Origin of the sequence: Evansella halocellulosilytica, assembly GCF_002335745.1 — a bacterium.
In the GTDB taxonomy this organism is placed as follows: domain Bacteria; phylum Bacillota; class Bacilli; order Bacillales; family Salisediminibacteriaceae; genus Bacillus_CA; species Bacillus_CA halocellulosilytica.
Window position 1 is genome coordinate 2,720,901 of sequence record NZ_NIST01000001.1, and the last position, 13,410, is coordinate 2,734,310.

12 protein-coding genes and 1 pseudogene are annotated in these 13,410 nt (G+C 37.8%); 8 read left to right on the forward strand and 5 right to left on the reverse strand.

Features of this window, described 5'->3' with window-relative positions:
* Positions 1-127: 127 nt before the first annotated feature.
* Positions 128-274 (reverse strand): annotated as a pseudogene (locus CD001_RS27335) (IS1380 family transposase); the annotation flags it as partial.
* Between the two features lie 15 nt (positions 275-289).
* On the reverse strand, positions 290-541 hold the full coding sequence (locus CD001_RS12910; protein WP_096188105.1) for a hypothetical protein: 252 nt from the start codon (positions 539-541) through the stop codon (positions 290-292).
* A 431-nt stretch (positions 542-972) separates the two neighbouring features.
* On the opposite strand from CD001_RS12910, the gene CD001_RS12915 reads away from it, so the two are divergent.
* The gene (locus CD001_RS12915) at positions 973-1,842 is read left to right on the forward strand and encodes a VOC family protein (protein ID WP_096188106.1); all 870 of its coding nucleotides are present in this window, start codon (positions 973-975) and stop codon (positions 1,840-1,842) included.
* Positions 1,843-1,958: 116 nt separating this feature from the next.
* Positions 1,959-2,621 (forward strand): potassium channel family protein, encoded by a 663-nt coding sequence (locus tag CD001_RS12920; protein WP_096188107.1) that lies wholly within the window; start codon positions 1,959-1,961, stop codon positions 2,619-2,621.
* A gap of 399 nt (positions 2,622-3,020) precedes the next feature.
* Here CD001_RS12920 and CD001_RS12925 read toward each other — a convergent pair whose 3' ends face one another.
* Positions 3,021-3,872: a manganese catalase family protein gene (locus CD001_RS12925; RefSeq protein ID WP_096188108.1), complete on the reverse strand. Its 852-nt coding sequence runs from the start codon at positions 3,870-3,872 to the stop codon at positions 3,021-3,023.
* Positions 3,873-4,279: 407 nt separating this feature from the next.
* Between CD001_RS12925 and CD001_RS12930 the strand changes: the two genes are divergently transcribed.
* The 4 genes from CD001_RS12930 (at position 4,280) to CD001_RS12945 (ending at position 8,694) form a co-directional block, all read left to right on the forward strand.
* On the forward strand, positions 4,280-4,960 hold the full coding sequence (locus CD001_RS12930) for a VOC family protein (RefSeq protein WP_096188109.1): 681 nt from the start codon (positions 4,280-4,282) through the stop codon (positions 4,958-4,960).
* The gene (locus CD001_RS12935; protein WP_096188110.1) at positions 4,957-5,793 is read left to right on the forward strand and encodes an arylamine N-acetyltransferase; all 837 of its coding nucleotides are present in this window, start codon (positions 4,957-4,959) and stop codon (positions 5,791-5,793) included. The genes CD001_RS12930 and CD001_RS12935 overlap by 4 nt, the downstream gene beginning before the upstream one ends.
* Before the next feature lie 187 nt (positions 5,794-5,980).
* Positions 5,981-6,907 (forward strand): manganese-dependent inorganic pyrophosphatase, encoded by a 927-nt coding sequence (locus CD001_RS12940; protein ID WP_096188111.1) that lies wholly within the window; start codon positions 5,981-5,983, stop codon positions 6,905-6,907.
* Between the two features lie 710 nt (positions 6,908-7,617).
* A complete protein-coding gene (locus CD001_RS12945; RefSeq protein WP_179298734.1) occupies positions 7,618-8,694 on the forward strand; it encodes a M42 family metallopeptidase in 1,077 nt (358 codons plus the stop codon).
* Positions 8,695-8,739: 45 nt separating this feature from the next.
* Here the strand turns inward: CD001_RS12945 and pgeF are convergent, their stop codons facing one another.
* Entirely contained in the window at positions 8,740-9,567 is an 828-nt protein-coding gene (gene pgeF, locus CD001_RS12950) for a peptidoglycan editing factor PgeF (RefSeq protein WP_096188113.1), read from the reverse strand.
* A 307-nt stretch (positions 9,568-9,874) separates the two neighbouring features.
* Entirely contained in the window at positions 9,875-10,030 is a 156-nt protein-coding gene (locus CD001_RS12955; protein ID WP_096188114.1) for a DUF1540 domain-containing protein, read from the reverse strand.
* 311 nt (positions 10,031-10,341) lie between these two features.
* Between CD001_RS12955 and CD001_RS12960 the strand changes: the two genes are divergently transcribed.
* Positions 10,342-11,457 carry an extracellular solute-binding protein gene (locus CD001_RS12960; RefSeq protein WP_096188115.1) on the forward strand — a complete coding sequence of 372 codons (1,116 nt, stop codon included), beginning with the start codon at positions 10,342-10,344 and terminating at the stop codon, positions 11,455-11,457.
* A 28-nt stretch (positions 11,458-11,485) separates the two neighbouring features.
* Positions 11,486-13,171, forward strand: coding sequence for an ABC transporter permease (locus CD001_RS12965; protein WP_096188116.1), 1,686 nt, complete (start codon positions 11,486-11,488; stop codon positions 13,169-13,171).
* Positions 13,172-13,410: the final 239 nt, after the last annotated feature.

A 13,410-nucleotide genomic window follows, 5' to 3' on the forward strand; every position in this document is an offset into this window, starting at 1 on the left:
CGCAGGAGTCTCGTAGATTCCTGTCATATCAACGGTACTCTTATGTATTACTGTTTTTAAGTTTACTAAATAAACCTCACAAAAAAATGCTTTTTGTTAGCAGCAAAAATGGTATCATCACAAAAAGTTACGTTGAAAAAGCTGAATATATTCGCTTAAATGTTAGAAACCACGGACTATGATTACCAAATTTCAAATAGAGCCTGCGAGCGTGTGATACCATCTTCGATGCTAGAGTTATTAAATTATGGATCACAGTTTTCACTCGTCGTCGGAACACTTTTTATACCTAATGCACGATAGAAGAAGGGATCTTTTCGGAATGGTTCAATATGGTCAAAACCTTCTCACTCTGAGATAGAATCCAGATATAAGATGTGATGACATCACCATTTCTAATGGCTGGAGCAGATTTCATCTCAGGAACATTTAAGCTGGTTAAACGAGTGGAGAGTTCCGTTTTTGATAAAAGTAAACCAATTAGACCTAATCCAGAATGAGTGGATAAAGTTTCATCAGAAGCTTCTAAAATAAATTTCACCGTAACACCTTCCTGGTGTATAAGAATTTGAACAAAACAGTTCCTATTCTTATTAAAACAAGGTTTGAAGTAGAATCTTCTGTTCACTCGAAGAAGTGAATGGTGGCGACTCCAGCGGGAATAGCGCGAGCTGAAGACCCCGCAGACGCTGGTCTTTGCGTTGAGGAGGCTGAGGCCGTGCCCGCGGAAAGCGTCCGCCAGTAACGGATTCGAATAATAATCCAATATAGTTAAATTGAAAGATTTTTAGGATTCATACAAAGTGTAAATTATTTCATCACGGATTCAGGACTGAAAAATGATTTAAAAGAGGCATTGTGTTTACAGTGTCTTTTTCTAATTGGTAAAAGTAAGTGTTTTTAAATGATATTCCTATCGTATTTATATTAAAATGTGTATATGCACTTTAGTCAAAGAAGGGGGGATATGCTATGACTTTTCAAATACACGAAGACACGCAGTTAGGAGAAGTGAAACTTAAGGTTAGCAATATAGAAAAATCGAGTCAATTTTATAAAGAAATAATTGGATTTAGGATTTTAGAAAAAAAGCGAGATTCTGTGACATTGACAGCAGATGGAAACAAATCGTTGCTTGTATTGAAAGAAGTACCAAATGCAGTTGTGCTGCCACCTAGGTCAGCAACTGGACTTTATCATTTTGCGATTCTTTTACCAGAGCGAAAGGATCTCGGAAATGTATATGAACATCTATTGCAACATAACATTCGGTTAGGTTCGTCAGACCATTATGTAAGTGAAGCGATTTATTTATCGGACCCAGACGGTAATGGGATTGAATTGTATCATGACCGGCCGCGCGATCATTGGTTGAAAGATGAGCATGGGAATTACATTATGACTGTGGATCCGTTAAATGAAAACAGTTTACTCGAGGCAGGGGGCGGAGAGCAATGGGAAAGGTTGCCTGAAAATACGAAGATTGGACATATTCACCTCCATGTTAATGATTTACATCAGTCTCGCAAGTTTTATAAAGATGTGCTTGGCTTTGATACAACAGTAGAAAATGATAAACGAATGGGGATGCTTTTTCACGGAGCTGGAGGTTATCACCATCACATCGGATTAAATATTTGGGCTGGAGCGGATGCACCAAACCCACCTGAACGTGCTGTAGGCATTGCTCGTTATACAATTGTTCTTCCAAACGAAGATGCATTTGAGAACGTGCGTAAAAACATTAATACGTATCATTATCAGTACGAAATACAAGAAAGGTCTCTGTTCATAACAGATCCAGCACAAGTGAACATACAATTAACTGTAAAAGAAAAATAACTTCGAAACCTGATAAATATAATGAATGAAAAATTGACAGGCTTATTTGATAAATATAAAACAAGTAATAGTAGAAATTGCTGTGATACTCCCGCGGAAAGGAAAAGTGACGAACTATGGCAAAAGGAAAGCAATTTGTTGTAATTGGGTTAGGTAGATTTGGAGGTAGTGTATGCAGAGAACTGATCGGTCAAGGGAATGAAGTCCTTGTAATTGATTCAGATGAAGATAAAGTAAATGAATTTGCCAATATTGCGACGCATGCAGTTGTTGCAAATTCAACAGATGAAGCAACGCTGCGTTCATTGGGGATTAGAAACTTTGACTACGTCGTTGTCGCGATCGGGGACAATATTCAAGCAAGTATTTTAACGACCTTGCTATTAAAAGAAGCAGGCATTGAAAATGTATGGGTAAAAGCAAAAAACGATTATCATCATAAAGTGTTAGAGAAGATAGGTGCAGATCAGATCGTTCATCCAGAGAATGATATGGGGCGAAGAGTAGCCCAGCAAATGGCGGATGAAAAGGTCATTGATTTTATTGAACTTTCGGATGAGTACAGTATTGTAGAACTAATTGCTTCGGCAAAGCTTGAAGGCAATACGTTAATAGATTTAGATATTCGAGCAAAGTATGGAATAACGATTTTAGCGATCAAAAAAGGAACTGATATTAATATCTCCCCAGAACCTGATTATGCTATTCAAAAAGGTGATCTTCTTATCGTTATTGGGCATAATAAAGATATTAAAAGATTTGAAGATTTGGCGATCTAATCATGAAATTGAGAATGTGCACGTTTTATTCAGTCTATCGTTTCTTTGTTTTGTTACCGGCATAGCAGTTTGGGTACCAAATCTAGTCTTTCAGCACCCTACTATGCTTATTTTTTAACGTTCATTATACAACCAATTGGAATTTTATGTGGTTATTTAGCTGGAATCTGTTTTGGAGTTATAACGAATAACATAATGACGTTTAGTTACTTTATCTCTATGTTTCTTGGGCATGTTATAGCAGCTTTATTCAGTTTATAACCGTTAAAGAAGAAAAAAAGGAGGTGTCTCAAAAGTATTGAGGACACCACTTTTTCATTTTATAATCTTATAGAATCGAAATCGCTATCGCAGGACGTTTTTAACCAGGGCACAAGTGCTCTTTTTGTTAACTGTTTATTAACCTTTATCTGGCTCAAGATGTTCATCACGTATAAATGGTAAGGTATCGTGAATGTAAGGCGGAGCAGGGTGTAATCTCGGTGCCGGTCCAAAGGCAGGTGCTGGTGATACATATTGAAAATGACTTAAAGAGTCCATACTTGGACCACTCGCCCATCTACCTCGACTGCTTTCTTCCCCTTCAGATAAATTATAAAATTGATAAGCGACTTCTTGTTTTTCCAGTTCTCTAGGGAAAGTACTCGGTACTACGATGTTTTCCTGTGCCTCAATTTCAGCTATCGCAGCTTTCCACATGTTTTGATGCATCGTATCTCGAGCAATTAAGAAAGAAAGCATATCTTTTACAGCCGGGTCGTTTGTCGATTCATATAGTCTGACCGCTTGTAATCGCCCTTGTGACTCCGCGTTTAAATTCGCCCTGAAATCAGCTAATAAATTACCGCTCGCGATAATATAATCAGCAGTCCAGCGGTTTCCGACACTATCAGCTGGCATCGCACCTAAACCTGAAACGATTGCGTGCTGTGGATTCATTCCACCTAATACAGCACCGATAACTGGGTTTTGTGCAGCCGTCTCTTGATCACCTACAGGTGCTTTATCAAGCAGCCGCGCGATCATCGTTGCAAGCATTTCAACATGGGCTAGCTCCTCTGTTCCTACATCCATTAATAGATCTCTATATTTTGCGTCAGCTCGACTGTTCCACCCTTGAAATAAATATTGTAGGGCTACTGATATTTCCCCAAACTGTCCTCCTAGCACTTCTTGTAGCTGCTTCGCGAATAGTGCATCTGGTCGACTTGGCCGTGCTTCATATTGCAACTCTTTAATATGGAAAAACATTTTGATCCCTCCTAAATCACTCTATATGTAATCTATTCTGTAATTGGATTGTCCTAGAACATGTATAGAATGTAATTGGATATTGTTTACAGTTCGTTAAGCTCAATCGTATAAGAGGTTCATCTTATTCAAATTCCTTGGAGGCGAATGGTTGCTTGATTGTACGACTTTTGTTGTAGAAAAGTTACAGTCATAGAAGGATTCCTTTTTATCTTTTTATTAGTATGATTTGTGTAACGACCGACCGGAGTTACCACATGAGAGAGGACGTGTGGTCATACAAAGATCAACGTTTTCCTCTGTGAAACGAGTGATCCATAAAAAGCGTTGTGAGTTCCAAGTTTCTCAAGTTATAAAACATGAAGCAATGATCCTTGATTGAGAATCTATAATAAGGAGGAACAGTTATGCTTATTAAAGAAGTGAAAATATATAGCAACGACATGAACAAGATGAAGCATTTTTATCATCACACACTCGGATTTTCGATAATTGGTGAAAATGAAACGAGTATTGTGTTTCAGGTTGGAGACAGTAGATTAAGGATTGAAGCCAATCGATTTCATACATCACCAGTCTATCATTTTGCTTTTAATATATTTGCCAATCATTTTCAAGAAGCAAAAGCATGGGCAAAGCAAAGAGTGAAGTTAAATGTAGAGGAGGGGCAAGACGAAGTGTATTTTGAGAATTCAGATGCACACTCGTTTTATTTTTACGACCCTTCTGGAAATGTGGTTGAATTTATATCCCGCCATTCCTTGTCTGAAAAAAGTGATGAGCGTTTTTCTGTAAGGAAGATAATGAACATTAGTGAGATTAGTCTAACGACAAAGAATGTTCTTCATGTTGGAAAAAGCTTGATTGATGCTGGGATTGATGTAAGAGATGCTCCTGTTAAAGCAGGACAACTTAATTTTCTCGGTGAATCTGGTTCTTATATTCTATTAGGTCCTGAAAAAAGACGCTGGTACTTTTCAATTATAGAGGCAGAGGTTCATCCTTTGACAATTACGATTGATCCGAATATTCATATTCATGTTGATACTTCAGGAACAGTTCAAGTGGGAAAGGGAGAGAAGATATGAAGATAAAGTCAAAATGGGCAGAAGAATATGTAAAACAATTACAATTGACAGTTGAAAAGCCAACTTATTCTTATTTAGTAAGGCTGTGTCATGCACATTTAAATACATTCCCTTTTGAGAATATAAGTAAGTTGATTTTATATCGTGATATGAAGTCCCTTCCATCCAAGGAGAAATTTATTGAGAATTATAAAGATTATCATTTCGGGGGAACGTGTTATACGCTTAATGCTAACTTTATGGAATTATTAAAAGAACTAGGTTTTGATTGTTATCATGTCATGCTTGGTGAAGTTCATATAGGCATTATTGTCGTTTTTGATGGTGAGAAGTACTATGTTGATTGTGGGTCAGCTGCACCGGTTTTTACACCGATTCGTATTGCGGAAGAGAGAGAGAATTATGTGAAGTTCGCTGAAGATGAAGTCTATATTTTACCTGTTAATAAAAATGCGGATCATTATAAATACGTCCGGTACTACGAAGGGATTAAACGGGGGAATGTATGGGAGTTCCGTGCAGATGTTGAATACAAGTTCGAGGATTTTTCCGAGGTAATCGAGAAATCTATGGAACCAGGTTCAACATTTATGTCGATATTAAGGTGTCAATTATGGCAACTGAATAAAAAACGGAGTGTTTCTTTAATCAATAATCAATTTGAAATCAGGTATGACGATGGACAGACTGAAAAAGTAACTTTAAAGACGGTTAGTGAAATTGAAGGTGTATTATCTGAAGAATTCCAGTTAGGAAAATTACCAGTTCGAAAAGCGATAAACGTGCTACAAAATTTGCAAATTGATATATTTCACAAAAAGCAAGCCAATTAAAAGTTAACTCACAATGTCTGATACCCAAAAATTCCCATGTGCCTGGCACATGGGAATTTTTGGGATGTTTATGAAGGCAGGTGCCGTGGTAGTTGCTGTTCTTTACAGAAAAAATACTTGTTTTTCTATTCTTTCCTATTGTATTTTTATATCTGAAGTGGTAGAAATGATTTTGAGGAGTGATACAATGTCAAAAGTACTAATATTTGGACACAAAAATCCTGATACGGATACGATTTGTTCAGCAATTGCATACGCACATTTAAAAGAACAGCTAGGTATGGACTGTGAACCAGTCAGGCTAGGAGAAATCAATGGAGAAACAGAATTTGCTTTAAAGCACTTTAATGTGGAAAGTCCACGCTTTATTGAAAAGGCAGTGAACGACACGAATGAAGTCATTTTAGTTGACCATAATGAATTTCAACAAAGTGTCGATGATATTAATGATGTTCGTATTCTGGAGGTCATTGATCATCATAAAGTATCAAACTTTGAAACGAGCGACCCTCTTTACTTCCGAGCTGAACCAGTCGGGTGTACTGCAACGATTCTTTATAAATTATATAGAGAAAACGACGTAGAGATTCCTAATAATATAGCAGGATTAATGCTCTCAGCGATCATTTCAGATTCATTATTGTTTAAATCACCAACTTGTACAGAAGAAGACATAAATGTCGCTCATAAATTAGCTGACATCGCAGGTGTTAATGCGAATGAATATGGATTAGATATGTTAAAAGCTGGTGCTGATTTAAGTGATAAAACGGTTGAACAATTAATTTCATTAGATGCGAAAGAATTTCAAATGGGTGACAAAAAAGTAGAAGTGGCTCAAGTAAATACGGTGGATCCTAAAGAAGTTTTTGCAGCAAAGGAAGAAATAACGAAAGCGATTGAAAAAACAATCAATGAGAAAAATTTAGACTTATTCCTGTTCCTTGTCACTGATATTTTAGAAAATGATTCCCATGCTTTAGCAATAGGTGAACGTAGTTTAGCAGTCGAGAATGCGTTCCAAGTAACATTACAAGATCAGACTGCAATTCTAAAAGGAGTCGTTTCACGAAAAAAACAAGTTGTACCTCAACTAACATCAGCAATGAAATAAGTAGAAGCTGGGACAAACCCCCAGTAAATAAAAAATGGCTCTCACACGGTGATAGTCATTTTTTATTTACTGAGAATAATAATTGAGGTTGATTGTGCAAAAAAACACTCGCTTGCACTCCAGAGCACAAGTGCGACATCTACTCGTGCTACACTTCGTTTTCATTGTAGTGTCTTCTTTGTCCGTGGCCAAGCTTCAGATAATCGATGAAAAACACCCCGATGGATCTTCATCTTTTGATTTCCTGCTTCTCTCTCTTCTAGTATTGCTCTATAGCTGTCTGAGTCAACCTGTCAAAACGCCACGTCCTATGTGGCATGTCCGGCATTAGGACGTCCTGTCGTCCGTCGGAGCAACTCGCAAGATCAGATCTTCTGCTAAATCCCCCGCGTCCTGAGGGAACACCGAAGTCACCACATCCGTGTGGAGCTCGTGATGAAAATGCTAGTCGCATTAGTCACCTGATTTTTTGACAATCAACAAGGTTTCTAAATTATACATAATAAGGGTACTTTCTGATCAGGTTAAAGTAACCACACTAAAACAGAATCGGGGACATCCTTATGTTTAGAGATAATAACATGAATCAAATTATTTTGCCGAATTACTTATGGCGGTAAACTTAAGGAAGTACACCGCTCATAAAATTACATGCATGAACTTCTCCTATATTTGCTCATACTAAGGAAAAATGTGTAGGAGTGACATGGATGGATCAAAAGAAAATTGAATTAATGAAAGAATTAACAGACGTTGAAGGTGTACCAGGATTTGAGGATCGAATATATAACGTCATGAAAACACGAATCTCTTCCTTTTCTGAAAAAATTGAAACAGATAATTTAGGAAGTCTTGTCGGGAAAGTAGGGAATGGCCAAAAAAAAGTATTACTTGCAGGACACTTAGATGAAGTAGGATTTATTATTAGTCATATTACGAAAGACGGTTTCCTTAAATTTAGAGCATTAGGTGGCTGGTGGGGGCATGTCATGCTTTCTCAGCGTGTGAAAGTGCTAACGAAAAAAGGCGATTTGACTGGAGTCATTGGGTCTAAAGCTCCTCATGTACTAAAGCCGGAAGAACGAAAAAAAGTCTTAGAAATCGATAAAATGTTCATTGATATCGGAGCGGGAAATCGTGAAGAAGCTGAATCTTTCGGTGTACAAGTCGGTGACCCCGTTGCAGCAGTTTGTCCATTTGAAGTGCTTCCAAATGAAAAAATTTTATTAGCGAGAAATTGGGATAATAGAGCAGGCTGTTATGTTGCATTAAGAGTCATGGAAGAATTAAAAGGGAAGTCTCTTCCGAACACATTGTATTCTGGTGCAACCGTTCAAGAAGAGGTTGGCTTGCGTGGAGCGGAAACGTTAGCTCATACGATTAATCCAGACATAGCTTTTGCAACCGATGTAGGGGTTGCGACAGATACTCCAGGTATGGGTGGAGAAGAAGGGAAGCTGTCTTTAGGGGATGGACCGATTTTAGGTTTTCTAGATCGTTCAATGGTGCCGCATAGAAAGCTGCGTGATTTTGTGGTCGAAACAGCAAAAGCGAAGAATATTCCTTATCAATTAGAATTAATGTCAGGTGGGGCAACAGACGGGGGTAAATTTCATTTAGCCCATCAAGGTGTACCGACTATGGTCATCAGTGTTCCTTCTCGTTATATCCATAGCCATGTATCACTCGTCCATTTTGATGATTTAGAAAATGCAGTCAAGCTGTTAGTTCATGTCATTTCATCGTTAGATACCTCTACGGTTGATCATATTAAAGGATTAAGTTGAAAATAAAAAGATTTTCCTTGAAGCGAAAACACTTCAAGGAAAGTCTTACTGTTCCTTTAAGCCAATAAAGCTAAGCATTCGACCGGTTTTTCCTTTGTCTCTGCGGTGTGAAAAAAATAACGTGTCCTCGCAGCTCGTGCAATATGATGATACTTCAATATTTTCAGCAGGAATACCAGCTTTGATTAATAGCGCTCTATTTAATTTTTTTAAATCGAGTGCATATTGTCCTTCACTGATCTGTTCATATGGAACATTTTGTTCTGTTTGTAATGCTTCATTTACAAAACCTATGACGTAATCATCGACTACATAGCAGCAAGCTCCAATTGAAGGACCGATAGCTGTGATAATGTTGTCCGAGTCAACTCCCTCGTGTTCTTTCCACGTCCGGATCATTTCTCCTGCAATGTCTTTTACGCTCCCCTTCCAACCAGCATGTGCCACTCCGATGATTTTCTCGACTGGTTCGATGAAATAGATTGGTACGCAATCTGCGAAGCATAAGGTGAGTAAAACATTTTTCTCACGAGTATAAAGTCCGTCTGTTGCCGGCAAGGCTTCATCATAATTGAAAACACCTTTTCCAGTATCATCGATAGATACTTTTGCAATATGGTTGTCATGGGTTTGATCTGCACATGTCCAACGAGCTGTAGAAAAGCCTAGTTGATCTGCAAGTAATTCACGATTTTTAACAACGGATGATTGATCGTCATTCACGTGGAGACCTAAGTTAAAGGAAGTAAAGGGAGCATTACTAAAACCGCCTTGTTTCGTTGTGAAGCCAGCAATGACTTCATTATTGAGTGATGTCCATTTATTCATGAAAAGTGCATGTTTATGTTTTTCAGAAAAGGGTTCAGTAGTCATGTTACTCTCTCCATTCTTTCTTTGGATTGAATTCTATTCATATTTTATCATATTTGAAAACTTACAATCGTCACTTATAGTCACATGTAAGTTTAAAAAATTATTTTTCTATAGCTCTCTATTTATCATAATTACAACAAGTTAAAGTTGTGAATTTATCTTGGGTATGGAAAGTCATTGTCGGAAGGGGTAACCAGTATTTATACATGCAAGATGATTTGAATGCTCTGTTTAAAAATAGATCAGGTCTTTTCTAATCAAAAAAAGCCGTCCCTGAAAAGTAGGCTTGGACGACTTTGAAGCGACGTTACATTTTCGGATCAAATGTTTTACAGTCGGTTTCTTCTTGTTTTTTTGCTTTTTCACCAGTGTGACTAATAACATAAATACGATCAGCATCACATTTATTTCCATTAGCCCAAAACTTACAGTTTTTCACTTCACATAAAACATCTACAGCCATACATTCACCCCCTTATATAAAAAGGATGAGCAACCGGGAATATTTTATTCTTTATTCGAATAGTTCCAGTAATTATACATTCTGGTTTTATTTAATTGCTATTTTTATTATAGAATGTAGTATTCGCGCGATTTCGAGGAATTATAACTAATAACGACTCGTCACGACATCGGAAATATTATTTTATGAAAGTTTTTAAAAATCTTATTGACAATGATTCTCATTGAAACTATACTTGTAATTGTCAATGAGGTGATAATCATTCTCAATTGAAGCGTTTTAATTTTACATAATTGAGTGGGGGGAAAATGATGAAAAAATCATTAAAGTTTGGATTGTTTGCAATTATTTCTTTGTTATTATTAGTGGCTGCTGGATGCGGAGACAATGATGATTCTGCAGCAGATCAAGATGATTCAGTTGATGATGAGGAAGATCAAAGTGAAGAAGTAGTAGAACATGATGGACAACTTGTAGTATACTCAGCACGTAACGAAAATTTTGTTGAACCACTATTAGATAAATTTGAACAAGAAACAGGTATTGAAGTTGTAGCTCTTCACGGAGCAGAGCCTTTACAAATTCAAGAAGAAGCAGGAAACGTTCAAGCTGATATTTACATTTCTAATGACTTAGGTGCATTAGGTTATCTTCATGGAGAAGGATTACTGGAAGGATCTAATCCAGATGGAATTGATACGATTCCAGAGGACTTCCGTGCGGATGACAACGCATACTTTGCGATTTCTGCTCGTTCACGAGGGTTTATTTACAATAAAGAGATGATTACAGAAGAAGAAATGCCAAAAAGTATTGAAGATTTATTCGATGCTAAATGGGCTGATGTCGAAAATGGTTACGCGATTACACGTGGTGGTAATGGAGGTATGCTAGGAAATGTTTCTGCACTTCGATATGAGTGGGGAGACGAAAAAACGGCTGACTGGATTGCTTCAATTAGAGAAAATGCAGCAGGTATTTTTGAAGGACACGGTGATATTCGACGAGCAGTCGGTGCAGGAGAGCATGCTTTCGGGCTCGTAAATAACTATTATTTTCATCAGCAATTATTAGAAAATGACAATAATGTTGGCTTTATTTACCTTGATCAAGGTGAAGATGAAATGGGCGTAATTGCAAACGCAGCTGGTGTCGGTCTTGTAGCAAACGGACCGAACTCAGAAAATGCTCAAACGTTTCTAGAATGGGTTTTATTACCTGAAAACCAAGTTGAGTTTGTTGGAGAATCTTTAGAGCTTTTAATTAATTCGGAATATGGTGCTGAATACCCGCCAGAAGTGGAGCCGCATATTGTTGAATTTGCAGATTTAAACGTTCAAGATATGCCAATTAAAGAACTTGGAAATTATTTTGAAGGTACGAGAGAATTGATTGAATCGTCTGGATTAGATCTTGACTTAAGATAAATATAGCAGTGTTTCAGGAGAGGGCATAATGACGAACGAGAAAAACAATAAATCTCAATTAAATAATAAGCATGATGCCGAGGTTGGGGAGAAAAGCTCCCCAACCATTCTCCATTTCTTTAGAAGAAAATGGTTTAATATATGGAGGGGAAATCCTCCAGGGCTCATCTTATTGCTTTGTGGTGTGATGGTTGCACTCATTATGTCTGTGCCAATCATATATGTCGCATGGCGGTCGATGTTTGCAGGAACAGACAGATGGATGCGCCTTCTGGACGATAGAATCCCTGAGTTGCTATGGAATACACTTTCTTTAACAGCAGCGGTAACAGGATGCGCGATCATTATTGGTGTCTCTCTCGCTTGGATTGTTGTTCGGACTGATATTCCAGGGCGAAAATGGTGGCAATGGCTGCTCGCTTTGCCGCTTGTCATTCCTCCATATGTCGGAGCGATGACATATATTATTGTATTCGGTCCAAGTGGCTGGGCGCGTGACGTATGGCGAGAAATACCTTGGCTAGTAAGATTAATTGGAGATTACCCGATCAATATTTACTCTTTTTGGGGTGTTTTCTTCGTTTTAACAATGTTTACATACCCGTATGTATTCTTAATCGCTAGTGCGTCACTAAGAAAAATGAATCGAAATTACGAAGAAGTTGCACGTTCACAAGGCTTGAGCACATCACAAGTTTTTTGGAAGGTGAACTTGCCATTCTTGAGACCTGCTATTGGAGCGGGAGCGATTTTGATTTCTTTGTATGTTTTGTCTGACTTTGGAGCGATCGCGATGCTCCGTTATGTAACTTTTACAGCAGCAATTTATTATCAAAGAGCAGGTTTTGATACAGCTGCAGCTTCAGTATTAAGTTTAGTATTAATTGGCTTGACAGTTATTATTCTATGGATCGAGTCACGGACAAGGAAGAAAAATAAATACTACCAAACGTCAAATACGTTTAAAGAACCTGATATTCTTCCACTAGGCAGGTGGAAAGCATTAACGGTCGTATATGTGATAATTGTGTTCAGTCTGTCTGTGTTACTTCCAATTATCGTATTAATCTATTGGTCTATTATTGGGATTGGTATGGGAGCTTTAGATGAACGTTTTTTCGGATTTGCATGGAATAGTTTACAGGTGTCAGGTTTTGCTGCACTATTATGTATGGCATTAGCATTACCAATTATTTATCTTAAATCTAGGTACCCGTCAGTAATATCGAGTACGATTGATAAGTTAAGTTATGCTGGTTATGCTCTTCCTGGTGTTATTGTTGCACTTGGGATGGTGTTTATTTTTAATAATCACATTCCAGCGCTGTATAACACGTTCTATATGATTGCGATTGCTTTTGTCGTTCGATTCTTACCACAAGCAATGCAATCAGGTGAAGCATCGCTTAGTCTTGTTTCGCCAAGAATTGATGAGGCTGCCAGAAGCTTAGGATACCCTCCTTGGAAGGTAATGATTAAAGTCATTATACCGACGATTTTACCAGGCGTACTTGCTGGAGGTGCTCTTGTCTTCGTTAGTTCCATTAAGGAGCTTCCAGCGACGTTAATGTTACGCCCCCCAGGGTTTGATACGCTAGCTGTAAGAATTTACTTTGAAGCGTCTGAGTCACTTTATCATTTAGCTGCACCATCAGCTTTAATAGTTATTATCGTTTCATGTATACCACTCCGTTATTTATTAAAAAAATATTGAAGAAACATGTTCCATAACGTATCGCTCACAACAATCGATTATTTATGGAAGCTTCCGTTACATGATTAGGTTGATTGATAAGTGCCATCCACTTGTTAATCAACCCTTTTTAATTCTTTCAACACAAAATTGTCAGGGACCAGGTCTGTGACAATTTTGTGAACTAGAAGGATGTGCGTTATACATTGGATAACGGCTAGGGAGGTGCACATAGGCAAGCTGATATGCATATAGTTAGC

Coding starts and splice junctions, on each gene's coding strand:
- CD001_RS12955 (WP_096188114.1), bottom strand. CDS start 10,030: ATGGCTGTAGATGTTTTATGTGAAGTGAAAAACTGTAAGTTTTGGGCT.
- CD001_RS12930 (WP_096188109.1), top strand. CDS start 4,280: ATGCTTATTAAAGAAGTGAAAATATATAGCAACGACATGAACAAGATG.
- pgeF (WP_096188113.1), bottom strand. CDS start 9,567: ATGACTACTGAACCCTTTTCTGAAAAACATAAACATGCACTTTTCATG.
- CD001_RS12940 (WP_096188111.1), top strand. CDS start 5,981: ATGTCAAAAGTACTAATATTTGGACACAAAAATCCTGATACGGATACG.
- CD001_RS12920 (WP_096188107.1), top strand. CDS start 1,959: ATGGCAAAAGGAAAGCAATTTGTTGTAATTGGGTTAGGTAGATTTGGA.
- CD001_RS12935 (WP_096188110.1), top strand. CDS start 4,957: ATGAAGATAAAGTCAAAATGGGCAGAAGAATATGTAAAACAATTACAA.
- CD001_RS12965 (WP_096188116.1), top strand. CDS start 11,486: ATGACGAACGAGAAAAACAATAAATCTCAATTAAATAATAAGCATGAT.
- CD001_RS12915 (WP_096188106.1), top strand. CDS start 973: ATGACTTTTCAAATACACGAAGACACGCAGTTAGGAGAAGTGAAACTT.
- CD001_RS12945 (WP_179298734.1), top strand. CDS start 7,618: ATGGATCAAAAGAAAATTGAATTAATGAAAGAATTAACAGACGTTGAA.
- CD001_RS12960 (WP_096188115.1), top strand. CDS start 10,342: ATGAAAAAATCATTAAAGTTTGGATTGTTTGCAATTATTTCTTTGTTA.
- CD001_RS12925 (WP_096188108.1), bottom strand. CDS start 3,872: ATGTTTTTCCATATTAAAGAGTTGCAATATGAAGCACGGCCAAGTCGA.